13 protein-coding genes are annotated in these 25,786 nt (G+C 40.7%); 12 read left to right on the top strand and 1 reads right to left on the bottom strand.

Features of this window, described 5'->3' with window-relative positions; all coding sequences use genetic code 11:
- Positions 1-9 precede the first annotated feature (9 nt).
- The 6 genes from VYM24_RS01250 to VYM24_RS01225 all read left to right on the top strand — a co-directional run bounded on the left by VYM24_RS01250 (position 10) and on the right by VYM24_RS01225 (position 8,527).
- Positions 10-402: a type II toxin-antitoxin system HicB family antitoxin gene (locus VYM24_RS01250; protein ID WP_330941274.1), complete on the top strand. Its 393-nt coding sequence runs from the start codon at positions 10-12 to the stop codon at positions 400-402.
- A 362-nt stretch (positions 403-764) separates the two neighbouring features.
- On the top strand, positions 765-3,707 hold the full coding sequence (locus VYM24_RS01245) for a SusC/RagA family TonB-linked outer membrane protein (RefSeq protein WP_330941273.1): 2,943 nt from the start codon (positions 765-767) through the stop codon (positions 3,705-3,707).
- Positions 3,708-3,728: 21 nt separating this feature from the next.
- Positions 3,729-5,426, top strand: a complete 1,698-nt coding sequence (locus VYM24_RS01240; RefSeq protein ID WP_330941272.1) for a RagB/SusD family nutrient uptake outer membrane protein — start codon at positions 3,729-3,731, stop codon at positions 5,424-5,426.
- A 73-nt stretch (positions 5,427-5,499) separates the two neighbouring features.
- Positions 5,500-6,795: a histidine-type phosphatase gene (locus tag VYM24_RS01235; protein ID WP_330941271.1), complete on the top strand. Its 1,296-nt coding sequence runs from the start codon at positions 5,500-5,502 to the stop codon at positions 6,793-6,795.
- 188 nt (positions 6,796-6,983) lie between these two features.
- Positions 6,984-7,463 (top strand): 2-C-methyl-D-erythritol 2,4-cyclodiphosphate synthase, encoded by a 480-nt coding sequence (ispF, locus tag VYM24_RS01230; protein ID WP_217716628.1) that lies wholly within the window; start codon positions 6,984-6,986, stop codon positions 7,461-7,463.
- A gap of 47 nt (positions 7,464-7,510) precedes the next feature.
- On the top strand, positions 7,511-8,527 hold the full coding sequence (locus VYM24_RS01225) for a metallophosphoesterase family protein (RefSeq protein WP_299097013.1): 1,017 nt from the start codon (positions 7,511-7,513) through the stop codon (positions 8,525-8,527).
- Between the two features lie 117 nt (positions 8,528-8,644).
- On the opposite strand, the gene VYM24_RS01220 is transcribed toward VYM24_RS01225, so the two are convergent.
- Entirely contained in the window at positions 8,645-10,171 is a 1,527-nt protein-coding gene (locus VYM24_RS01220) for an alpha-N-arabinofuranosidase (RefSeq protein WP_330941270.1), read from the bottom strand.
- A 254-nt stretch (positions 10,172-10,425) separates the two neighbouring features.
- Here VYM24_RS01220 and VYM24_RS01215 point away from each other — a divergent pair, with 254 nt between their 5' ends.
- The 6 genes from VYM24_RS01215 (at position 10,426) to VYM24_RS01190 (ending at position 25,750) form a co-directional block, all read left to right on the top strand.
- The gene (locus VYM24_RS01215; RefSeq protein ID WP_330941269.1) at positions 10,426-13,710 is read left to right on the top strand and encodes a SusC/RagA family TonB-linked outer membrane protein; all 3,285 of its coding nucleotides are present in this window, start codon (positions 10,426-10,428) and stop codon (positions 13,708-13,710) included.
- A 15-nt stretch (positions 13,711-13,725) separates the two neighbouring features.
- Entirely contained in the window at positions 13,726-15,675 is a 1,950-nt protein-coding gene (locus VYM24_RS01210; protein WP_330941268.1) for a RagB/SusD family nutrient uptake outer membrane protein, read from the top strand.
- Positions 15,676-15,698: 23 nt separating this feature from the next.
- Positions 15,699-16,955 carry a DUF5013 domain-containing protein gene (locus VYM24_RS01205; RefSeq protein ID WP_022208584.1) on the top strand — a complete coding sequence of 419 codons (1,257 nt, stop codon included), beginning with the start codon at positions 15,699-15,701 and terminating at the stop codon, positions 16,953-16,955.
- A gap of 18 nt (positions 16,956-16,973) precedes the next feature.
- Complete coding sequence (locus VYM24_RS01200; RefSeq protein ID WP_330941267.1) at positions 16,974-19,235, top strand: hypothetical protein; 2,262 nt, start codon at positions 16,974-16,976, stop codon at positions 19,233-19,235.
- Between the two features lie 11 nt (positions 19,236-19,246).
- The gene (locus VYM24_RS01195; RefSeq protein WP_330941266.1) at positions 19,247-21,637 is read left to right on the top strand and encodes a hypothetical protein; all 2,391 of its coding nucleotides are present in this window, start codon (positions 19,247-19,249) and stop codon (positions 21,635-21,637) included.
- A 108-nt stretch (positions 21,638-21,745) separates the two neighbouring features.
- Positions 21,746-25,750 (top strand): hybrid sensor histidine kinase/response regulator transcription factor, encoded by a 4,005-nt coding sequence (locus VYM24_RS01190; protein WP_330941265.1) that lies wholly within the window; start codon positions 21,746-21,748, stop codon positions 25,748-25,750.
- Positions 25,751-25,786: the final 36 nt, after the last annotated feature.

The raw sequence follows: 25,786 nt of genomic DNA, 5'->3' as shown, positions 1-25,786 counted from the left end.
GGAGGTAATATGAAAACAGTAGAAGTTATCGTCGAACATGCAGGAAAGAATTTCAGTGCTTATATCGAAGGTGCCCCGGTTATCACTGTGGGTAATGATATGCGGGAAATTGAGGATAATATGAAGGAGGCTATTGAGCTGTATCTGGAGGACAATCCTGATCCTTGCGAATTGTTATCCGGGGAGTTTGATTTGAAGTTCAAGATTGATGCTGCTACCTTTATTAACTATTATAGTAATATCTTTACCAAAGCTGCGCTAAGTCGTATCACGGGAATCAATGAACGTCAGTTATGGCATTATGCAGCTGGAGTTCATAAACCTCGCAGGCAGCAATTGGAAAAAATACAGAAAGGTATTCAAGCGTTGACGAAAGAGTTATCTGCCATTAATTTGCTTTAGGATACAGACTACCTAAAATATCAAGAAACACTATATTGCATTGATGAAATCTTGCAGAATGGTGTGTTATCGAAGTGAGGAGGCTATCTTTTGCCTCCTTTTATTTTCCTCAAACATCTCCTCTCATCTACTTTTCTTGTCTATACCAAGGAGAAGTCTATCTTCAGAATATCAGTTGCTTATCTCTTTTTTATTTCTGTTTTCGTCTACTTTGCCCATCTACTCAGATCACTTCCCCTGAAAGTTATGCTTTAACTTTGGCGTAGAAAATAAAGTTAACAATAGGTCTTCTTTAGGTATTAGTTTTTATTGGGTAAAATGTAGAGAGAATTATTTTTTTATTAATTTATAATAATAACCTTATGAAAAACATTTTTAGACTTGTCAAGGGACTTCTCCCTTTGTTGGGATTACTACTATCCCTGTCGCTTTCAGCACAAGACATCATGGTGAAAGGGCATGTGAAGGACGCCACCGGTGAATCGGTTATCGGAGCTAACATTCTTATTAAAGGTACTTCTATAGGTACTATTTCCGATGTGGACGGCAATTTTACACTGAAGGTGGCTATCGGAAATGTACTTACCGTCACCTGTATCGGCTATAAAGGGCAGGAAATCACCGTGACAAACAAACCTCTCATTGTAGTTACCATGCAGGAAGACAGCGAGTTGCTGGACGAAGTAGTAGTCATCGGTTACGGACAGGTGAAGAAAGGCGATGTGACCGGATCTTTGCTGACCGTGAAACCGGATGAGCTGAACAAAGGTAAGCAATTGACTGCTGAAGATGCTCTGGTGGGTAAAGTTGCCGGTGTGAATATCGTGCCGGGTAATGGTGCGCCGGGTAGCGGCGGTACCATCCGTATCCGTATGGGAGCCTCTTTGTCGGCAGATAATGATCCGCTGATTGTTATTGATGGAGTACCCGTGAGCAATACTTCTATCAGTGCCATCAATCCGAATGACATTGCTTCCTTTACGGTATTGAAGGATGCTTCTGCCACAGCTATCTACGGTTCGCGTGCCTCCAATGGTGTCATCATCATCACTACCAAGAAGGGAAGTGCCGACGGTACCTCTCGTCCCTCCTTCAACTACAACGGAAACATGACAGTGAGCAATGTATATCAGTATATGGATGTACTTTCTACCGAAGAATTCCGTCAGGCTTTTGCTGGGCATGCCAATGCTCCGGAGACTTTCAAGCTAGGCAATGCAGATGTAGACTGGCAGAAAGAAATCTACCGCGTGGCACTGGGTACGGATCATAACTTGTCCATGACCGGAGCTTTGAAGAATATGCCTTACCGTGTATCCGTAGGATATACTAACCAAAATGGTACATTGAAGAATAATAACTACGAGCGTATCAACGCCAGTGTAGGTCTGTCTCCGAAGTTCTTTGATAAACATCTTTCTGTAGATATCAACGTCAAGGGAAGTATTGAGAATAATAAACCGGTTTCAACAGGTGTGATTGGCAGTGCCATCTCTTTTGATCCTACCCGTCCCGTTTACGAAGACTATGAAGGTAATGTAGGTCTGGGATATTATACATGGATGAATGGCGGTAAACCCATCACGCTGGCCGCTGCGAATCCGGTTGCCGATTTGGAACTGGCTGACAAACTCGAAAAGACAAAACGTTCTATCGGTAACATTGCCCTTGACTACAAGGTGCACGGATTGGAAGACTTGCGCTTCAATCTGAATATGGGCTATGACATCCAGAAGAATGACAATCGTGAAAATGTACCCGATCTTGCTCCCTCCATGTACACTGGTAATCAAAATGACGGTACGGGCAAGCGCTATAAATACCATCAGACCAAGCGCAACACCTTGCTCGATTTCTATGCCAATTACGACAAAGAACTTAAAGATCATCACATCAATGTCATGGGTGGTTACGGCTGGCAACGTTTCTGGTATAAGAATAATAGCGTTACCACCGATACCGAAGGCAAAGAACTGGCTACTCCTCAGCATGCCGAAGCCGAACTTTATCTGCTTTCTTTCTATGGACGTGTAAACTACTCCTGGAAACAACGCTATATGCTGACGGCTACTCTGCGTGCAGATGCTTCTTCACGTTTCTCTCCTGATAACCGTTGGGGGTATTTCCCTTCAGTTGCGGCAGCCTGGCGTGTGAACGAAGAGGCTTTCCTCTCGAACTTCAAAGCCCTGTCCGATTTGAAACTCCGTTTGAGCTACGGGCAGACCGGTCAGCAATCCATCGGTTCTTACTATCAGCACCTGCCGACTTATACGGCATCTTATGACGAATCCCGCTATTACTTCGGTGATCAATGGTACACTACTTACCGTCCCAATGGCTACGATGCCAACATCAAGTGGGAGACTACCGAAACTTATAATATCGGTATCGACTATGGTTTCCTGAACAACCGCATCTCCGGTACGATTGATTATTACTGGCGTACTACCAAAGACCTGCTGAATAAGATATTCGTTCCTGCCGGAAGCAACTTTACCAATATGATTGAAACTAATATCGGTAATATGAAGAGTAAAGGTCTGGAAATCGGTATCAATGTGATTCCCGTGAAGAATAAGGATTGGGAATGGACAGTCGGCTGTAACTTTACCTGGAATACTTCCGAAATAACAAAGCTGAACACCATCGACCGTGAAGATAACTATGTGAAGACTGGTAATGCCGGTGGTACGGGTAAATATCTGCAAGTCCACATGGTAGGCGAAACTCCGAATACTTTTTACCTGTTGCAACAGGCTTATGATGATAATGGTAAGCCGCTGGATGGCAAGTATATCGCAAAAGATGGTTCTACCACCAGCAGCGAAGAAGATGCCAACAAGTACGTGACCGGCAAAAGCTCCAAAGCTCCTTACTACTGCGGTCTTTCTACCCGTCTGACATATAAGAACTGGGATTTGGGTATCAACGGACATGGAAGCTTCGGTGCTTATGTTTATAACTATGTGAAAGCCTCCGATTCTTTGGACGGACTTTATGGTGGAACCGGCGTTTCCAGCAATATTCTGCGTTCTACTCTTGAAACCGGATTTACGCAGGATCGCATCTATACCGATTATTTCCTGGAGAAAGGCGATTTCTTCCGTATCGATAACATCACGTTGGGGCATACCTTCGATAAGTTGTGGAACGAAAAGACCTCTCTTCGTCTCTCTTTCACAGTACAGAACGTATGTACGTTGACAGGTTACAGTGGTCTTGATCCGGAAATCTACAGTGGCATCGATAAGAACATCTATCAGCGCCCGCGTATGTTCATGCTGGGAGTAAATCTTAATTTTTAATTCATGAAAAATCAGAAAACAATGAAAACGAAATATTTCAAGTTAGCAAGTATATGTCTGGTATCTCTCTTCCTTCTTTCTTCTTGTCTGGGAGATTTGGATACATTGCCTTTGGACGACAATGAGTTGGTGGGCGAGAAGGTTTATTCTACGCCTGAGGGATACATCGGAGTATTGGCAAAGTGTTATGCCAGCCTTATCCAGACCGGACAAAAGGGTGGTGATGGCGGAAACGGTGACGTGCCGGGTATTGATGAAGGTTATAGTGGTTATACACGTGCTCTGTTCTATTTGCAAGAGGCTTGTACGGATGAGATCGTTTTCCATTCCGGTGGCAGTCATGGAAGTTTGTCACTGTTGTATATGAACTGGGACCCTTCGACAAAGATTATTTGCTATTCATATTATCGTCTGTATATGGCCATTAACTACTGTAATGAGTTCTTGCGCGAAAGTGCGGAAGGGAAGCTGAAAGCCCGTGGTGTATATGATGCTTTGCAGGCTGAAATGCCTTATTACCGTGCCGAAGCACGCTTCATCCGTGCTTATTGCTACAGCATGATTTGCGACTTGTACGGTTCGGGTCCCTTCATTGATGAAACGATGGATGTAGGTACGATTCCCCATCAGAAGACCCGCCAGGAAATCTATGACTATGTGGTTTCTGAAACGGAAGAACTGACAACCTTGCTGAAAGAACCGAAGCGGAATGAGTATGGCCGTGTGGATCGTGTGTCGGCTTGGTTTCTTCTGGCACGTGTCTATCTGAATGCCGAAACATGGGTAGGCAAGAATGAATATACCAATGCTTATAAATATGCCAGGAAAGTGATTACGGAAGGTAATTATCCGTTGGCTTCCGATTATCGTCACATCTTCCTGGCAGATAACAATACTTGCTCCGAAATCATCTGGCCCTTGGTGCAGGATGCTGACTATGCGCAGAGCAGTGCCGGAACCAACTTCCTGATTAAAGCATTGATGAATGGTCCGATGGATAGCTATGTAAAAACCGGAGTAGGTAGCCGTGGCTGGGGTAATGCCCGTGTGAAGGTGGCGCTTGTAGATAAGTTTGATGAGGCTGACCAAACCTTCTATGAAAATGATCCCTGGGGAGATAATAAGAAGGATAAGCGTGCACAGTTCTTTACCATCGGTCATACAAAGGAAACCTGGGTAGAAGGTAAGGCTTTCCAGAAGACTTTTGAGAATGGTTATGCGTGCATCAAATGGAGAAATGTAACCAGGGACCGTAAGGAATTGGTAGATGGCGGTACTAAGTATTCGTCTGTAGACCTCCCGATGTTCCGTACGGCAGATGCTTACCTGATGGCGGCTGAGGCTATTCTTCGCGGGGCTGCGGAAGGTACGCGTGCTGAGGCGCTGGGTTATGTAAATGAAATCAGAGACCGTGCTTATATGTCCGGCAACTATGGTGACGGGGTATCCGGTCGTATTACCGACGGTCAGTTGAATCTGGATTTCATTCTGGATGAAAGAGCCCGTGAGATGAATATGGAGTTGGTGCGTCGCACAGACCTGATCCGCTTCGGCAAATTCACAAAAGGATATAACTGGGATTGGAAAGGCAGCAGTGACGGTGAAGTTGGTACGTATGTGGGTAAAGATGTGAACGATAAGTACAAATTGTATCCCATTCCGCAGGATGAGTTTACCACGAACCCGTATCTGACGCAGAATCCGGATTATCAGAAATAAGGATGAAGGTTGATTCATTACTTTCCCTTTTTACTAATACAATAATAAATACATTAAAAATAATAACTTATTTATGAGAATGAAACGAACTCTTTTTTCAATCGTCCTGTTAGCAGCTTTTGTTGTTCAAGGTTTATATGCACAAGCCACACGCGAAGAAATCTTCAATGATATTGCAACGACAGGTGGTGTATATTACGCTTATCCCGGTCCTTCGGGTGTCCAGACCAAGGCTCCGAAAGGTTATGAACCCTTCTATATCAGTCACTATGGCCGTCATGGTTCCCGCTGGCTGATTGCGGATGAAGACTACGTCCGCGTGATGGAAGTCTTTGAGAAAGCCCATGCAGCCGGAGTATTAACCGATTTTGGCGAAGATGTCCGTAAACGTCTGGACATTGTCTGGGCAGATGCCAAAGGACATGGCGGCGACCTCAGTCCGGTAGGAGTGAAGCAACAACGAGGCATTGCCGAACGTATGTATCAGGCATTCCCTGAAGTATTTAAAGGTGAACCGCAGATGTCTGCCCGCTCTACCGTAGTTATCCGTTGCGTGCTCAGCATGGATGCATTCTGCGAACGCCTGAAGGAATTCAACCCGAAGATGCAGATTGAGCGCGAATCCAGCAATAAATATATGGATTACCTGAATTTCCATACACAAGAAGCTATGAAGTTTACTTCACGCAAAGGGCCTTGGTATGAGGAATTCCGTAAGTTCGAAGAAGAACATGTCCGTCCGGAACGTCTGATGAATACACTGTTCAATAGCAAAGAGTATATTCGTAAGAATGTGAATCCTGAAGAACTGATGCGCGGTCTGTATTGGGTTGCTTCTGATATGCAGAACGTGGAACCGGAGGTTTGTTTTTATGATATCTTTGAGAAGCAGGAATTGTTTGATATCTGGCAGATACATAACTATAAGAACTATGTATGCGACGGTCCTTCGCCCATGACGAACGGACTGATGCTGGCAAACGCCAAATCTCTGGTCGAGAATATCATGGACTCGGCAGACGCGGCGATTGCCTCCGGTACAAACTCGGCCACTTTCCGCTTCGGACACGACGGTAATGTTATTCCTCTGGTGGGCTTGCTGAGACTGGAGAACTGCTATAATGAAGAGTCCGATCCGGCCAAATTCTATCAGGCATGGTGTAACTTCAAAATGGTGCCTATGGCTGCCAATGTGCAGATTGTTTTCTTCCGTAAGAAAGGCAGCGCAGACGATATCATCGTGAAGTTCATGCTGAACGAGAAAGAAGTGAGTATTCCGGTGAAGACCGACATCGCTCCTTTCTATCACTGGAAGGACGTCAGGGCATTCTACAAAGACCTGCTGTCCCAACTGCCGGATAGACCGTAAATCATAAGGAATACGGAATAGAACGCAAATTACACAGGTTACGCAATTTCTTTCAGGCCTCCTATCGGTTGCCTTATATAAGACGAAAAATTGCGTAATTTGTGTAATTTGCGTTCTGTCTTTATTCCCCACTTGCTTTTTTTCCGTACTTTCGTGCATTCATCCAATAAAATTAAAAGAAGAACGATATGAAAATACGTGTAGGCTTTGGCTTCGATGTACACCAGTTGGTGGCAGAACGTGAACTCTGGTTAGGCGGTATCCGCCTGGAACATGAGAAAGGATTACTCGGACATTCAGATGCCGACGTGCTGATTCATACCATTTGCGATGCCTTGCTGGGAGCCGCCAATATGCGTGATATCGGTTACCATTTTCCCGATACCGCAGGAGAGTTCAAGGACATAGACAGCAAAATATTACTGAAGAAAACCGTAGAACTGATTGCAACCAAAGGCTATTCCGTGGGCAACATTGATGCAACCATCTGTGCGGAACGCCCCAAACTGAAATCCCATATTCCCGCCATGCAGCAGACGCTTGCCAAAGTAATGGGAATAGATGAAGACGACATCTCCATCAAAGCCACTACTACGGAAAAGCTTGGTTTTACCGGTCGCGAAGAAGGTATCTCAGCTTATGCAACAGTTTTGATAACCAAAGAATAATACTGATTTCAACCTAATAAACTACCTAAAAACTAATTACTGACAACATGAAGAGAATTTCTTTAACCCTTTGTCTGGCTTTTCTGACAGTTCTGTTCTGCCAGGCACAGGTTGCCCCCTTAAAGTTTAACAAGAACGGAGAGTTTAAAATCGTCCAGTTTACCGACATCCATTTTCAGTATCACAATCCTGCTTCAGCCATTGCCTTGAAGCGTATCAACGAAGTTCTGGATGCCGAACGTCCCGATTTGATTGTTTTTACCGGAGATGTAGTTTATGCACCGCCTGCTGATACAGCCATGCGGGCCGTACTTGATTGTGCTTCCTCCCGTAAGATACCTTTTGTTGTGACTTTCGGTAACCATGATAACGAACAAGGCAAAACGCGTGCCGAATTATACGATATTATCCGTTCCATGCCTTACAACATCCAGCCCGACCGCGGTAGTGTTGAGTCTCCCGACTACGTCCTCACCGTGAAATCTTCGGATGGTAGGAAAGATGCTTCAGTACTCTATTGCCTGGATTCTCACTCGTACTCCAAATTGCCGGATGTGAAAGGGTATGACTGGCTTACATTCGATCAGGTGAACTGGTATCGTCAACAAAGTGCGGCTTTTACCGCTAAGAATAACGGAAAGCCATTGCCTGCTTTGGCATTCTTCCATATTCCTCTGCCCGAATACAACGAGGCAGCTGCTGATGAGAACGCCATCCTTTATGGTACACGTATGGAAAAAGCCTGTTCGGCTGCCATTAATACCGGTATGTTTGCCGCTATGAAGGAAGCAGGTGATGTAATGGGTACTTTTGTCGGACATGACCATGATAATGATTATTCAGTCATGTGGAAAGGTATCGTACTGGCTTATGGACGTTTCACAGGTGGTAATACGGAATATAACCATCTATCTAACGGTGCACGCGTAATTGTGTTGAAGGAGGGGGAACGTACCTTTACTTCCTGGATACGCCTGAAAGGTGGTGAGTTAAAAGATAAAACAGTCTATCCCGATAGCTATGTGAAGGATGACTGGCGTAAACGTCCGTTGGTTACGGAGTAATACTGCAAGGAAAGTATATATTCAAATAGTTGAGGCTGAATCAAAAATCCTAGTTTGATTCAGCCTTTATATGTTATGACAATCTTATAAAGAATGATGTCATTTTGTGAAAGAGGATTACTTTACTTTTACAATAATCTGTGTGAATGATCGCGGAGCAAATGAATATGTTATTTTCTCACCGGAAGTTTTTATTTCTTCTTTCTTTATATCAATGTTCTGTTCGTTTACAGAGTTTGTAATATTTGCATTTGCTCCTGATACAATATTGGCTGTCGCTTTTTTATCGAAAGAGCCGGTTTGAGAAAGGATATCAGCTGTAATAGCTTTGTCTTTATTACGGTTAACGACATTGATCACTACTTCGTTCCGTGAAGGTTCGTAAGTGGATGAAACGTCCAGATAAGGAACTTCTTTATATTTATCAGTAGAATACGCCGGACTTTTTATATATATGTCCAGTGCTTTTCCACGGCAGTTATTGGCAAAAAGATAGAGTGGGTAATAAGTGGTTTGCTTCCATAATTTATCATTGTCAACACGCATCGGAGCAATGACATTTACTAATTGTGCCATATTGGCCATCTTGACAATGTCACAAGTGCGTAAGAATATATTGAGGTATTGAGCTACAATAAGAGCGTCCTGTAAATCATATATTTCCGATAGGGTATTGTCAGTACCTCCGAATGTCCGAGTCCATGCATTCCATTCGTCGAAAGCTATAAAAACATCTTTGGAAGAACGATTCTTCATTTTTGCTTCCTTTATCTGTTGTTCTACAATACGGATGTAATTCTCTACTTCAATAGTATTTGTCAGATATGTGTAGTAGTCTGAGGTATTGTGCGAATAATGATGAAGAGAGATGTAATCGATGTAGTTATACATTTCGTCCAGTATTGTCCGGTTCCATTTATTCCAGTCGGCATCGTAATTGCTTGAACCGCTGGCAATGAGCTTGATGTCTTTGTCAATCCAGCGCATTAATTTTGCTGTTTCTATTGCTATTTTAGAATAATCTTCGGGTGATTTGTGTCCCATTTGCCACGGACCGTCTACTTCATTGCCTAACCCCCAATACGTTACTTTATGCGGTTTTTCAAATCCATTTTTACGGCGAAGGTCTGAGTAGTATGTTCCTTTCTCCACATTGCAGTATTCCACCCAATTTCGTGCTTCATCCAATGAACCGGTTCCCAGATTGACACAGAAATAAGGTTCCACTTTTGCTTTGCGGGCAAATTGAATGAATTCATCTGTTCCTATCATATTACTTTCTTTACCTCCCCAAGCCAGGTCAATCCGAGTAGGGCGTTTGCTACGATCTCCAATACCATCTTCCCAATGGTAACCTGAAACGAAATTCCCTCCGGGCCATCGTAAGATGGAAACTTTTAACTCTTTTGTCTGTTCGATGACGTCTTTGCGAAAGCCATCTTCATCTGCCTGAATAGACTTCGGATCATAAATACCTCCATATATACCTTGTCCCAGATGTTCCGAAAAATTTCCGTATAGATGAGGATTAATCTGGTCAATTATGCGATCTGTGTCTATTTTTATAATTGCTCTTTCTTGAGCAATCGTCTCATTGGGAAATAGAAATAAGAGAGAAGCAAATAATAAATTATACTTTTTCATAATGGTTGAATTAATAGATTTATAATAATACGGGAGTGTTGTTAACCGCTGCAAACATACATATAACACTCAAAAGTAATCATTCAAAAAATACTAGAAATCATTCAAACGCCTCAAATAACAGATTATTGATACTTAATGACGGCTTATTTTTACTTGTATTTGAATGAGGGGGATATCTTTGCATTACGATGTTGTTAACCCTCGTTAATGTTTTTATTGAACCTGTTTTATTAATCTTTAAAACTAATAAGATGATGAACGATTTCTTTAATAACAAGCTTAGCTTGTTGAAATTTATTCTCTTATCAATAGCCTTTGGAAGTTTCTTCGTATCAGAAGGCTATGCAATGACAAAGTCTGTTGTTATTGCTCAGCAAGAGAAAACTGTAAAAGGGAAAGTTACCGATGACAATGATGAACCTTTAATAGGGGTATCAGTACGGGTTGCCGGTACGAGTGTAGGTACTGTTACTGACTCTGATGGAATATTTCAGTTGAATGTTGCTGGTTCCGGTGTTTTGGAGTTTTCTTATGTAGGCTATAAAACTGTAAAAGTTACAGCTGGAAATAAACCATTTCTTTCTGTCATATTGAAAGAAGATCAGGAAATCCTGGATGAGATTGTTGTGGTGGGATATGGGACTAAACGTAAAGGGAGTATTGCTGCGGCAGTTACTACTATTGGTACAGAAGATATCGCCCGTACTACTTCTTCGACTGTTTCAGGAGCATTGGTGGGTAAAATAGCCGGTATTACTACCCGACAGAAGTCGGGACAGCCGGGTAGCGGTACTTCTATTCAGATCAGAAATATGGGTACTCCTCTCTTTGTGATAGATGGTATTATAAAAGATGAGGCGCAGTTCAACAATCTGGATGTAAATGATATTGAGAACATTTCTATATTGAAAGACGGGGCTGCTGCCATCTATGGAGTAAAAGCGGCCAATGGAGTCGTACTGGTTACTACAAAAAATGGTTCTAAGAACCAAAAGGCAGCCGTAACTTTGGATTTCAATTACAGTTGGCAATCATGGACTTCTTATCCCAGAATGTTGAATGCGTATGAATGGCAATATGCTAATTATATGAAGGAGGCTAATCTGGGTACCCTGTCAGTTTCTCCGGATGTGGCTAGAGCTGAATTGGAAAAATGGCGTACGGGATATTATAATCCTGAAACCGGTGAAGACTATCGTGGATTTGATTGGAGAGATAACTATGTTAGTAATGCAGCACCGCAATCTTACATACATGCAAACCTGAGTGGCGGTGGAAATAAGACAACCTATTATTTATCAATCAGCAATATTGACCAGGATGCAGTTTTCAAGGACTATAATTTTCAGCGTACTAATATTCAGTCTAATTTCAATATTGATATCAGTGAAAAACTGAAGTTGGGTTTCCGGTTGAACGGACGTTTGGAGAATCGTACTAATCCAGCTCTTCCGGGTAGTGATGATTATGCAAATGCCCGTCAGGCGGTTTTTAATCTTCCGCCCATTTACCGTCCTTATGCAAATGATAATCCCAACTATTTGAATAATGTACCCGGTGCTTCTGGTCTTAACCTGGCTGCACTAACTATTGATAATGCAGGTAAATCAGATAACAATACTACCGTGGTACAGATTGATTGGGATATGGAGTGGAAAACACCCATTAAGGGGTTGACGGGAAAAGGCATTTTTTCCTATTGGACCTCTCAGAATAAGGTGAATAATCTGGAGAAAGGTTGGAAAGAGTATACTTATGACAGGGCTGCGGATGAATATATTGTGGCCTATGATAAGTCAGCTGCTAATGAAACTTGGATGGAAAGATTTAATACGACTATCAAAGAATTTTCCGGGCAGTTTCTGCTAAACTATGACAATATGTTTGGTAAACATCATGTAACTGGTGTAGGTGGTTTTGAGTTTACCAAACGGGATTATCATTCGCTAAATGTACAGCAACATCCGGTTGAGAATGAATTTATAGATCTTATTTCAACTAATGATAACAACTTGGTAAGCGAGAATAAAGCTATAACTTCTACAGCCAGCTGGGTATTCCGTGCAGGTTATGATTATGAAAACCGTTATATTCTTGATTTATCGGCCCGTTATGATGGTTCATGGAAATTCCCGAAAGGCAACCGATGGGGCTTTTTCCCCTCAGTTAGTGCGGCATGGCGTATTTCGGAAGAGAACTTTTTTAAGAACTCATCTATAAGTAGCTGGTTTTCGAATTTGAAGTTGAGAGCGTCGTATGGTATGATGGGAGATGATAATCTGGGCGGTTTATATCCTGACTTTGCATACCTTTCCGGATATACTTATTACAAAGGTCAGTCACTTATGCCTGATGACCCGTTCAGTTCTGTGAAAAGTAAAAAAGTAATAGGCTCGGCACCTAAGGGAATTCCTGTAACCACCATTTCATGGATGAAAATTAAATTGATGAATGTCGGTATTGACTTTGGTTTCTTTGATAATCGACTTACAGGAGAGTTTGACCTCTTTAAACGTATGCGTGATGGTATTCCGGGCACACCGAGTGATATTATGTTTCCGTTGGAGACAGGTTTGAGTGCTTTGCCTGAGAATATGAATTCTGATATGACGGTAGGATTCGATGCATTTGTGAAATGGAATGATAAAGTTGGAGATTTAAAGTATAGTGTTGGGGCTAATATAACATTTGCCCGACAGAAAAATGGTAAACGCCATGGAGAAATATTCGGTAATGCATGGGATAAATATCGTTGGGCACAATCCAATCGCTGGTCCAATGTAGTGCTCAATACGGATCAGGGTAATGCCGGAGGTGTATGGATGTGGGAAGTAATCGGTCGTTTTGAAACACAGGAACAGATTGATAGTTATCCGGTTGATCAGGACGGTCAAAACAATGCTACTGTTCGTCCAGGTGACGTAATACTTCGTGACGTCAATGGTGATGGAATTATCAATGATTTTGACGAACGTCCTCAAGCCTATGCATCGGCTGACTGGCCCTGGGATTCAAGTACATCCAATAAGAATCCGTTGATTTCAATGGGTATTAATTTAGGATTTGAATGGAAGGGGGTTGATGTGGCTGCTGACTTTGCCGGTGGTTTTAAAAATACATTTGTTGCTGACTGGGATTTGAAGTGGGGTGTAACGCGCAGCGTGAATGGATATTACTATAACAATATTGACGTATGGAGGCATGAAGATATTTTTGATCCGAAGTCTCCTTGGATTCCAGGGAAATTCCCGGCCTTGCGTGGACAGGAAAGTCATTCGGGGCGTTGGTGGAATAGTTTCTATACGAGAGAAGTTAATTACCTGCGTCTCCGTAATCTTGTAGTTGGCTATTCTTTACCCAAAAACTGGATAAGAAAGGTAGGTATGGAACAATGCCGCATATATTTCCAAGGAACCAATCTTTTCTGTCTGAGTTCGTTGCATGATTATGGTTTTGATCCTGAAATTTCAACAGTGAATGGTCAGGACTATCCGCAACATAAGGTATTGACATTAGGTGTTAACGTTAAATTTTAAAAGAAGAGCATAAATATGAAAACAAAAATATTAGTATATGCATGTGTCGCTTTGTTGAGCTTTACCTCGTGTGAAGACTGGTTGAGTCAGAACGATCCCAAAGAATTATCCGAGGATCAAGCATATTCATCTGTTGCCAGTATCAGTAGTATTGCTGCAAATTTATACGGGCGCATCAAGTTGGACCAGAACTTCGCTTCGGATAATGAATCTTATGATATATGCAGGTGGGATGAAGCTACCAGTAATAGTTATTATTGGCAATTTTCGAGTAATGTTGGTCGTACCTATCGTAATTACTATGATTATAATCTGATACGGGACATCAATATTCATATCAGGAATTTGTCAGAGAAAACCTCACATTTGCCTGAAAATCAACGCGCTTATTTTCTCGGTGAAGCACGTTTTCTAAGAGCATTTACTTACTTCAATATGGTGAAAAATCTGGGAGGCGTACCTTTAATTACAGAAGTGTACGATTATAGTACTACTCCGATAGAATATGCTAAACCCCGTGATACAGAGGCAGCCGTATATGAGTTTGTTGCGACAGAAATGGATGAAGTGAAAGAGGCGCTTGATATTGCTCCGCAGGGAAGTAGCTTACTTACACGTGCCACTAAGGCTTCTGCATTGGCACTCAAGTCACGTGCAATGTTATATGCAGGTACTTTAGCCTATAATGAGGATAAAAGTAAAACAATGGGATTGACCTTGACAAGCGGAGCAGTCGGAATCTCTAAGAATAAAGCAACAGAATATCTGCAAAGTTGTATTGACGCCTATCTGGAGCTAAAGGAGATAGGGCGGTATTCTTTGCTAAAGGGTACTGGAAGCAGTCTGGGTGAGAACTTTAATAATGTGTTTGTATCCAAGACGGATAATCCGGAACTTATTCTCATTCGTGATTATGATGGAAGTACTGATTTCCCAAACAATTTTACAGTGTGGAATATTCCTCGTTCTCAACGTTCAACTGCTAATTTTGGTGGTCATGTGAACCCGACGTTAAACTTAGTCGAGAGTTTTGAAACTATAAATTCCGGTTCATCACAGCTGAATGCTTATGTTGGTAATGAGATTATCGAATCAATGGGAAATGAAACTTCCGCTTATAACTATGTTCTTTATGATTCTCCGATGGGTATTTTCGAAGGACGTGATCCGCGTTTGTGGGGAACCGTAATTCTGCCTGGTGCGGATTTCAGGGGAAAAGAGATTCAATTACAGGCAGGGCTGGCTGTGAAAACAGCTTCCGGTTATGATTTGAAAATGCTGGATTTAATCGAGAATGTATACGATCCGGACAAAAACTTTTATAATGGGCAGCAACTGACCAGCATTGACGGTCCTATCCGTAATAGTTATTATACCAGCCATACAGGTTTCTTGTTGCGTAAATATATAGATCCGGTTACTGGTTCCGAAGCATCAGGAAAGAGCGCAGTACCATATATCATTTTCCGATATGGAGAGATTCTGCTTAATGCGGCTGAGGCTGCTTATTATCTTAATCAACTTGGTGTTGCTAATTATAAAGGCAGCAATACATTACAGTTGTCTTCTGATTGTCTGAATGAAGTAAGAGAACGTGCCGGAGGTACTGCTTTCCGTATTGAAAGTTCGGATTTGACACTTGCACTTTTGCAGAATGAGCGTAAGATAGAGTTGGCATTTGAGGATCATCGTTTTTATGATCTGAAGAGGTGGCGTATTGCTGATCAGATATGGTCGGGTGACTGGAATACTTCGACAGCCCGGATGACTGGCTTGTGGCCTTATAAAGTGTATGCTCCGGGACAGCCGGAAGATGGAAAGTGGCTTTTCCGAAGGGTGTATATTGAGCATCGTGGTAATGATAATGAGAAGGGATTACCTATCCGGTTCGGACAAGATATGTATTATGCAGAATATCCGATGACAGAAGGTAATCCGCATATTGAGAAGAATCCGAAACACTAAAACCTATTAATAGTAAATTGATTATGAAGAAGATTATTATATTATTATTAGCTACGATATTGTTTACTGCTTGTGAGTATGATAATTATGATGCGCCGAGCGTAACTTTCTCTGGGCAATTACTCTATAATGATAAACCATTTCTATGTGATGGTAATGATGCGCGTGATATATTTCTCTTTTTCCAGGAAGGGTTTGGTAAGGTAGACTGGGGAACGAAAATGCACACTTTGGCTGATGGTTCATACCAGCAATTGCTACATTCCGGAGAATATAAACTAACTTTAGGGAATGTAAAGTATCCGTTTGAAATAAATGAGTTTCCAGCTGGGACAGTAGGATATGATTCTATTTATTATGATCTGAAAAAGGATGTACGTCAGGATTTTCACATCACACCTTATTATGAGATATCTGATTTGGATGCAAAATTGGAAGGCATTAACATTGTTGCCAAGTTTAAGGTAAAGAAAGTTTCCGGAACGAGTAAGCCTGCTCCACGTATAGTGAAAGCTCGTATTTATTTAGGTATTAACCACTTTGTAAACAGTAAAAGTCCGGTTGTTGCCGAACAGGAAGTGGATGCTAATTTTAGCGGTGACGGAGAACTGACGGTGTCTATAGATGCGATAAAATATCGTACCGGCTATAAAGAGAATTACAGGGACAATGCTTTTTATCGTGTGGCACTTGAGTTGGAGAATATTCCTGATTATTATCTTTTCTCAGAAACGAAAGAAATTACTGGGATTCCGGAAGAGTTTGATGATATTACGAATCAATATCTAAAGAATTATAAACAGCCGTTTAATGTTGTTTCCTATTTCCCGGATTCTCGCCGTGGCATCCTTTCAGACTGGTTAACATCTAACGCAGCCGTACAGTATACAATGTATGACGGTTGGAGTGACCGCTTGTTTATGTGTGCTGAGAACTGGGGGAATCCTACTGCCTTACAGGGAGCTGTTTATCAGACATTCACTTTGCCTGCAGGAAAATACCTGTTTATAGCTACCCGTGGTTTCAATTGGTGGGATATTGAAAATGAAGGTGGAAAAGACCGTGCTTTCTTTGTTGTAGCAAAAGGTAAAGGAATTGAATGGAAAAGTCCGAGTATTATAGCCCAGAGTGATTGTGGAGATCCTGCAAGTCGTGTTTCCATGCCACTTAATATAACTTTGGAACAAGAAACGGAAGTTAGTATGGGATATGTAGTCAATTTCCCGGGTGGAGAAACGAATGCATTATCATTTACAGCATTTACTATCTATGCAATTTAGAATATGGACAATAAAATAATGAAAATTATAGCAGTTGTTTTTTGCCTGATGCTGAATGCAGGATGTTCAGATAATGATGATTTAACAGAGGAGCCTCCAGGCCCGGTTCATAATGAAAATATTAGTATAGGTTCCGGTAATCCGGAACTTATGCTCGCCTGGAAAGAGAATACGGGTTATACAGTAACAATAGCAGGATGGGGGCAGAAATATATACCTGTCGATGAAGCGATTGTGTGTTTAGAGGTATTCCCAGTAGGTGTACAGTCGTCTAAATGGTACAGGGCAGCGTATCAGGAAGCAGAAAAACAAAATGATCGATTGGTTTGTAAAGCCAGGATAATCACGGACTCCGGTTCTGATTTTGAAGTGACAGATGTATATACGGTGGCGGAGAATGAAGATAAATTACGCTTGTCGAGAGTAGTAGATGTCATGAAAGCTTCCGGTAAGGATCATGCGTTTAACTCTTACTTTATGGTACGGAATGAAGTACAGCAAGCTATTACCGGATGCGAATATTTCATACCTTCTCTCATATATAAAGATGAATCTAATTTAAGTGAATCCTCCATAGGCGCAGATTTTACTCATGATTGGATACTAGCTCGTGAGGAACGTATGGGATTACCTCTGGCCATGTTCAGAAATAAAAGTTCGGAGGTATCTGTTGCTTTGGCAGACTATAATCTCAATCCGGTTACTTTTAAGGAAGAGGTGGGAATGGATCATCTGGTAAATGCGGATATGCATTTCGGCTCATTGGGTTTTTATTTGGCAAGCCAAAGTCCTGCATTAGTATATTGCTTTCCTGGTTCTGAAGGTGAGCATACTTATGCAGACGGAGGTGGAACTCGTGAAAGACGGTGGGCGCGTCGGAGTCATCCTGTACGGGTTGGTGTAGAACATGCCTATATGCTGGAATTGCAATTTAAGAAAGAAGTAGCTTTTCCAAAAGCGCTTGAGGAACACTGGAAAGCGACGTTCAATCTGTACAATCCTGAAGTATTGGAGGTGGATAACGAAGATGTAATGAATTACGGCCTGGAGGTTTTAGATCATTATTGGCTGAAAGATAATGATGCCCCCGGTTTTCCTTTCTCCGTACATCTTCCAAGTGGGGAAGTGAATGAGATTTCCTATTCTATGGGATTTGTGGGGATGCAGATTCCTTGCGCATATTATCTTTACCGGAAAGGCTTGGAAACCAATAATTCCATCTATACGGATAAGGGAGAGCAGATACTTGATTTCTGGGCGGAGAACAGTTCGGCACCTAATGGGATGCCACGGATATGGTGGGATATATCTCCTTGGAATTTCTTTCGTAATCATAATGACTTACGTAATATGCAAGGTGGATTGGAGGCTATGATTTTAGCATGGTCGCATGCTGAAAAACATTTTCCCGGAAGTAAAACTAATTGGTTGGATTATTGCCGGCGGTCAGCTGACTGGATGGTGAGCCGACAACATGCCGATGGTAGCTGGGACAAAGCTTTTGACAATGGCGGGACTTCTATAGATTCGGGTAAACTACTTACTTCCAATCTGATCCGTTTTCTTACTTACATGTATATAGTTACTAAGGAAGAATGCTATAAGACAGCTGCTGTTAAAGCCGGAGAATTTTGCTATCGCGAGATTCATGAACCCTATAAATATGTGGGAAGTGTAATTGATAATCCGTATGTAAAAGACCGTGAGTCCGGGCAAAAGATTATTGAGGCTTTCCTTTGTTTGTACGATTTAACCAAAGATAAAAAATGGCTTGAAGGAGCATCCCAAGCGGCTTATTACACTGTAACCTATATGTATGCCTGGAATATTCCGGCGGCTGGAGGAAATAACCTCATGGCTTGGGATAGCAAAAAGACTACTGTTGGAATTACAATCATTTCCACCGGACATTCCGGAGCAGATTGTGGGCTTTCATATAATTCTTTTGAATACCTGAGACTCTATGTTTTGACAGGCGATGAGTATTTCCTGCATATTGCCCGGTTATTGGAGAAAAATACGAAACAGACTATGGATTATGATGGTACGTTGGGGTATGCTTATCGAGGATTGCAGACGGAAGCCTTAAGATTGGTCACCCGTTGGGGAGATGGAGTAAATTTGTGGCTACCCTGGGTTACTGCATCTGCTTTAGATCCATTGTTCAAGATACGGGATGCTTATGGAGATATGGATATAGAACGTATAGGAACAGAATCTTTATCTACATTGAGACAGAAAGATGCGGTATATGCTGCACATCAGGGAATAATATATTAATTCAGGAGCTTATGGAAAAAGATAGAAGAATAAGAAAGGTTGTATTCCGGATACTGATGATATCAGGATTTTGTCTATTGGGCATATCCTGCCATTATCATGCCATGATCGGGAAAAGTGATTTGAAAACTATTTCTCAGGAATGTATAGAAGAAAGTGATACAGAGAAAATCATTAAAAATGGTGATTATTTCCTTATACTAAGAGAAGGGGATGAAGGTTTTGCTGTATTTTTACAGAATGGTAAAGAGATAGTGGGAAGCCAAGAACTGCCTGCATGGATCACTGTCCGGGGAAGTGATACTTTACCAACGGGGGAATATATCGAAACAGATTATAAGCAACCTTATCATCAGGTCATAAGAAAGAAATATGGCTTTTGTGCTACAGCCAGTGTCCACACGGAAAAAGGGTCTGTATTTATTGTAGAAGATAAGTATACTTTATTAAAGGATGGGGTATTTGGGATATATAGAGATGTGAAGGTGAAAGAAGCGCAGGCAGAGGATGTCGGATTTGCCAGTACAATTTCATTTCAAACCGGGCTTCGTTCGTCTGATAACAATGATTTCGAGTATTTTATTCCTTCTGTTTTATATAGAAATACCTCTGAAGTAAGAGAGGATGCGATTGCTGCTGACCTGAATACTGACCGGATGTATGTAAAAGAAACGCGTACGGGACTGCCGCTGGCTATGCTTCGGGAAAAGGTAACAGGAGCTACTTTAACCCTCATGCATTATAATCCCAGGATAGATGTCGGACAAAATCCTGGTGGTGGAACATTCTATGAGGTGAATGATGCGTTACAATATGGTTCAATAGGTTACTCTATATATCCTTCATTGTCGGTGGATTTTCATTATCCGTGTGCAGAAGGGCCTAGAACATATGAAGCTGCCGGAAGAAAAAGGGATGCAAAGACTATATGGTCCAAAAGATACCATTCGGTGAAAGAGGGTAATATACATAGCTATTCTGTAGCCTTGATTCCTGATAAAAAGGATAATTATAATGAAGCTATGATGTATGCGTTTGGCATGGGCTATAAAACGGAAGAACCGACAATCGTGGATATGAATATGGATGAAATCTACCGGCAGAATATAGAACTTTTTAAAGCTGAATATCGGATGTTTGGAAAGGGAAACATAAAAGCGGCAGGTTTACCATGGTCACTTGATTTACCTGATGGTACAAACACTGAAGGGATATCTTTTCAAATGGGTTTTGTGGGACAACAAATAGCCGTTGGATATCACATGTATCGTTATGGTCTGGATCATCATGATTCAGAGAATAAGAGGAAAGGTAAATCAATGGTTGATTTCTGGGTTTCTGATGCCATCATGAAAACTTATTTCCCCACTGTATGGTGGGATCCTGCTGATAATGCCACAGCTGGACAAAGGCGGGAATATCCAAGTTTTCTTCGATGTTTTGTAGATGGTATGGAGGGATTACTGGATGCCTATCGTATTTCTGTAGCTCACAATGAACCTCAGGAAGCGTGGAATCAAGCTCTTAAAAGGGTTGCTTCTAATTTGGTGAAGAAACAAAATGAAGACGGTTCTTTTTATAGAGCATATAAGACGAATGGTGATGTTGAGACAGGAGGGGATAGGAATACTCATGGGACTTCTAAATTGAATACTCCGGTGGCTATTAGATTCCTGGTGAAGATGTTTGAACATACCGGAGAGACTAAATATAAAGAAGCTGCAATCAAAGCTGCTGATTTCTCTTACAATGAACTGTATTTGAAATTAGGGAAATATGTAGGTGGAACTCCGGACAATCCTAATACTGTTGATAAAGAGGCAGCCATATTTGCTCTCTACGGATTCAATGCTATACATGAACTGACAGGGGATCTGAAATATCTGAAAGCGGCAGAACATGCTGCAAACTGTGCTATGAGCTGGACGTATTGTTATGATTTTGCCATTCCTAACCGAGATGCAATGGATACCAAAAAGAATCCTTTTGTTAAAGGAGGTATTACAGGGTTTTCTATTATTGCTACAGGACATTCGGGTGCTGATAATTTTATAGCTTATGTGTTTTATGAAATGTATAAATTGTATATCAAAACCGGAAATGAACTCTATTTATATATGGCAAAATTCTTACAGAATAATACGAAACTGAATACAGACTTTGACGGTAGAATGAATTATAAGTATCGTGCATTTATGCCGGAAGCAACTAATGTTGCTGATTTGGCTTTCAGGTCTGTATCCTTGTGGCTTCCATGGGCAAGCATTGCGAACATTGAGCCGATTGTTAATCTGGAAGAAGCTTTCGGAAAAAAAGATCTATCTCAGATTGATATGAGTTTACCTGAACTTCGCAGTAGATTGACAATCTATGGAGTAGGTGGAAAGCCTCTCCATAGATAGAATGGCTTTGGTTTGATATATGATCGGAAAAGAACCATCTGTTGCTGGGGGAGTAGCCTGTTTTTATTATATTTGTAGATCACTTTCAATGAATCATATTGTATAGTTATGCTCATAAAGAAAAAAGAAATAGCGTTATTACTAATTTTTCTCTCTTTGGTAGTAACTAACCTTTTTGCCGAAAACTATTATTTTAAGCGATATGACAAAGAGAATGGGCTTTCTCAGCAAACTGTTTTCTGTGCAGTTCAAGATCGTAGAGGTTTCTTGTGGTTTGGTACGAAAGTTGGTCTGAACCGGTTCGATGGTACAAAGTTTAAGAACTATGTGGCCGATCCGGAACAGCCCAATTCTCTTCCCAACAATACAGTTCTTGCTCTGGCGGAAGCACCGGATGGTTCTCTCTGGTTAGGGACTTCAGATGGTTTATGTACTTACAATCCGGAGAAGGATACTTTTGCTCCGTTTGTCAGTGTTGACCTGACAATTGAAGGTTTAATAGATAATTTAGTTTTTGACAAGCAGGGAAATCTTTGGGTTATAAATTCTAAGGGCATATACTGCTTGGATGTAAAAAATGGAAATCATAAGTTTTTTCCTGCATCTGATTTCTTTGTGCCTACAGGGATAACAGTGACTCAGTCCGGTAGTGTATGGGTATTAGGTCTGGATGGTAATATCTATTTGTTTAACCCTCAACGCATGGAGTTTTCGTCTTATCCTATATTGACAAAAGAAGAGAAAACAAAACATATTCTACTTTATCGGATTCTGGAATGTAGTAATGGAGACTTGGTTGTGACTACAGATCGTATTGGGGCCAGGCGTTTTTCCCCTAACAATGGTGAAGTTAAAGTCTTGTTTTGCAATGATTCTCAGAATAATCCTATTTATATCCATACGGCTATTCAGCGGAATAAAGATGAATTCTGGTTTGGTACAGAGTCAGGTATTCATATCTATCAATTGGATTTGGGATTTATTGATCATTTACAGAAGTCGTATAATGATGCTTATTCGCTTTCTGATAATGCTGTTCATATGTTGTTGAAAGACCGTGAAGAAGGTATTTGGGTAGGGACTTTTTTTGGTGGTGTGAATTACTTGTCGAGTAATAATACATTGTTTGATAAGTATTTGCCGAAAGATGAAAAAGGAAGTATAAAGGCAAATGTTATTCGTGAAATTCATCCGGATGTGGAAGGAAATTTATGGGTAGGAACTGAAGATGGAGGGTTATGCTATTTTGATACCAAGACAAAAGTATTCAGGGCATTGACTAATCTGAAATGGGACGGACGTCCCATATCCAAAAATATACAATGCTTGCTGGTTGATAAAAATATGATATGGATTGGAACTTTTGATAGTGGTATCTACCTGTTTGATTTGAAGTCGCAAAATATAATCAATCATTTCTGTAGTGAGAATACTGGTTCCGGATTATTGGTTAATGGGATCGTTTGTTTCAGGAAGACTTCTTTTAATGAAATATTGGTTGGTACAATGGGAGGATTATACCGCTATGTAGAGTCAAAGAATAGATTTGAAATTGTTCCGCAACTGGATTGGGGACTTGTACATTCCATTTATGAGGATTTAGATCATACTTTATGGGTTGTTACAATGGGGAGAGGATTGTTTACATTCAAATATAATGGGATACATGAGAAGATAACAGTTAAGACAATGCCATTCATCAGTAACTATATCACTACTATCTTCGAAGATTCCCGGAAGCGTTTATGGATTGGTACTGAAGGAAACGGGCTTTTTCTTTATGACAGGATAGATGGGACATTTACTCAGACTTTATCTAAACTGGATTATTCCGGACAAATTATTTATCAGATTATAGAGGATGCCACAGGAATGTTATGGGTAACTACTTCGAATGGCTTATTGCATTATGATCCTGAGCAGAAAGCTTTAAGCAGGTTTACAACGTTGAATGGATTGCCGATAGATCAATTTAATTATAATTCCGGCTATCAGGATCGAATAGGCAATATTTATTTTGGCTCATTGAAAGGAATGATAGCTTTCTCGCCTGAGAATTTTATAAAGGCATCAGAACCATTAAAAGTATTCTTTACAGGTTTTCAGTTATTTAATAAAGAAATAGAGACCTGTCAACCGGATTCTCCTTTGAAACAATCGATTATTTTTACAGATAAAATAACATTGCGTTATGATCAGTCTACTTTTAGTATTGATTTTGCTATACCTACTTATTCTATTTCTCAGGACGTATGGTATAGATATAAGCTTGAAGGGTTAGATCATGAATGGATTGTTAGTCAAGGACCTAAGAAATTGTATTATACAAAGTTACCACAGGGGAGATACACTCTTCGTGTACAAGCTTCAAGAGAAAGCGGAACATGGACTGGCGAAGCTTCTTCATTGGTTATCATTGTAAAACCTCCATTCTGGAGTATGCCATTTGCGTATTTCTTGTATGTTCTTATTATCTTTACTACATTTACTTGGTTTTTCATCAGATACAAAAGAAAACTCAAAGAGAAGGAACGACACCAGATAGAAATGTTACAGAACGAGAAGTATAAGGAAATTCTTCAGGCTAAGATTAGTTTCTTTACAAATATTACTCATGAAATAAGAACCCCTTTGACATTGATAATGGGGTCATTGAACCGTATAATAAAGTCGGGAGAAAAGAAACTTGCTGAGAATGAAAATATAGCTGTCATGAGTAAGAATACTCAGCGTTTGCTCGATCTGGTAAATCAGCTACTTGATTTCAGAAAGATAGAATCTTCTACCTTCTTGATGAGTTTTGTAAAACTGGATATCAAACAACTACTTGAAGAGACTTATAGCCGTTTTACTCCGATAGCTCAAACCAGATGCATTGATTTTCATTTTTCCATGCCTGATGAGGGATGTGAAATAATAGCTGATAAAGAGGCTTTAATAAAGATATTAAGTAATATGTTGAACAATGCGATTAAATTCTGTGACCATATTGTTGAGGTATCTTTAGTGAGTATACAGAAAGAAGACAATTCGATTGTTCGGATTAGGGTGAACAATGATGGAGAAAGAATCCCTAAAGATGTGACAACAGACATCTTTAAACCTTTTTTCCAGTATTTCGGAGAAGATGCAAGAGTATCGGCAAAAGGTTCCGGATTAGGGTTGCCTTTAGCTAAATCACTGGCCGAGATGCATAATGGCGCTTTTTATCTTGATAATTCCATTACTGAGATGAATTCCTTTGTGCTTGATCTACCCTTGGAACAGCATGATGTTGCAGAGCCGGGACATTCTCCTTTTTATAAGGAAACCTCTTCTGTAGAAGGAAATAAAGACTATATGCATAAGAGCATGTATAATGTACTGGTGGTTGATGATGAAGTAGAATTGCGTCAGTTTGTTTGTGAAGAACTAACCCCACAATATAATGTGTTGGTTGCCGATAATGGGAAACAAGCATTGGAAATCTTGGAAAGTCATGTAGTATCGCTGATTATTAGTGATTTGATGATGCCGGTGATGGATGGAATTGAATTGTGTAAGTCTGTCAAAACAAATATAAAATATTGTCATATTCCTATTATTGTATTAACAGCTAAAGTTTCTTTACAGGCCCATATTGATGTACTGGAATCGAAAGCTGATGCTTATATAGAGAAGCCGTTCTCTACAGAGCATTTACTGGCTCAGGTTTCAAATCTTTTAGCTAACAGAGAGCTTATCCGTTCTACATTTGTTCGCTCACCTCATGCACATCTCATAAGTGTTGCGTCTAACAATATAGATGAGAAATTTATTGGAAAGATGAATGATTACGTGATGAATAATTTGTCTGATTCCTGTTTGTCGGTTGAAAGCCTGGCTGAATATATGAATATGAGCGTATCGACACTTTATAGAAAAGTGAAAGCTATCACTTCTTTGGCGCCTAATGACTTTATTCGTTTATGCCGATTAAAGAAGGCTGCTGAAATGTTGGCTAAAGGTGATCTTCGGATCAATGAAGTTGCTGAGAGTTTAGGATTTTCTACCACTTCATATTTTACCTCATGTTTCATGAAGCAGTTTGGAATTACTCCGAGTGAGTTTATTAAGTTGAACAAGAATAAATGAAATATCCCCATGTTCCAGACATGGGGATATAATCCT

This window comes from Bacteroides sp. MSB163 (genome assembly GCF_036416795.1).
Lineage (GTDB): Bacteria > Bacteroidota > Bacteroidia > Bacteroidales > Bacteroidaceae > Bacteroides > Bacteroides maternus.
This window is presented reverse-complemented; position numbering and strand designations above follow the sequence as displayed.

What these genes read in the sequence shown, in the direction of transcription:
- VYM24_RS01235 (WP_330941271.1), top strand. Translation starts at nt 5,500, where the DNA reads ATGAGAATGAAACGAACTCTTTTTTCAATCGTCCTGTTAGCAGCTTTT.
- VYM24_RS01240 (WP_330941272.1), top strand. Translation starts at nt 3,729, where the DNA reads ATGAAAACGAAATATTTCAAGTTAGCAAGTATATGTCTGGTATCTCTC.
- VYM24_RS01225 (WP_299097013.1), top strand. Translation starts at nt 7,511, where the DNA reads ATGAAGAGAATTTCTTTAACCCTTTGTCTGGCTTTTCTGACAGTTCTG.
- VYM24_RS01220 (WP_330941270.1), bottom strand. Translation starts at nt 10,171, where the DNA reads ATGAAAAAGTATAATTTATTATTTGCTTCTCTCTTATTTCTATTTCCC.
- ispF (WP_217716628.1), top strand. Translation starts at nt 6,984, where the DNA reads ATGAAAATACGTGTAGGCTTTGGCTTCGATGTACACCAGTTGGTGGCA.
- VYM24_RS01210 (WP_330941268.1), top strand. Translation starts at nt 13,726, where the DNA reads ATGAAAACAAAAATATTAGTATATGCATGTGTCGCTTTGTTGAGCTTT.
- VYM24_RS01250 (WP_330941274.1), top strand. Translation starts at nt 10, where the DNA reads ATGAAAACAGTAGAAGTTATCGTCGAACATGCAGGAAAGAATTTCAGT.
- VYM24_RS01195 (WP_330941266.1), top strand. Translation starts at nt 19,247, where the DNA reads ATGGAAAAAGATAGAAGAATAAGAAAGGTTGTATTCCGGATACTGATG.
- VYM24_RS01200 (WP_330941267.1), top strand. Translation starts at nt 16,974, where the DNA reads ATGAAAATTATAGCAGTTGTTTTTTGCCTGATGCTGAATGCAGGATGT.
- VYM24_RS01215 (WP_330941269.1), top strand. Translation starts at nt 10,426, where the DNA reads ATGATGAACGATTTCTTTAATAACAAGCTTAGCTTGTTGAAATTTATT.
- VYM24_RS01245 (WP_330941273.1), top strand. Translation starts at nt 765, where the DNA reads ATGAAAAACATTTTTAGACTTGTCAAGGGACTTCTCCCTTTGTTGGGA.
- VYM24_RS01205 (WP_022208584.1), top strand. Translation starts at nt 15,699, where the DNA reads ATGAAGAAGATTATTATATTATTATTAGCTACGATATTGTTTACTGCT.
- VYM24_RS01190 (WP_330941265.1), top strand. Translation starts at nt 21,746, where the DNA reads ATGCTCATAAAGAAAAAAGAAATAGCGTTATTACTAATTTTTCTCTCT.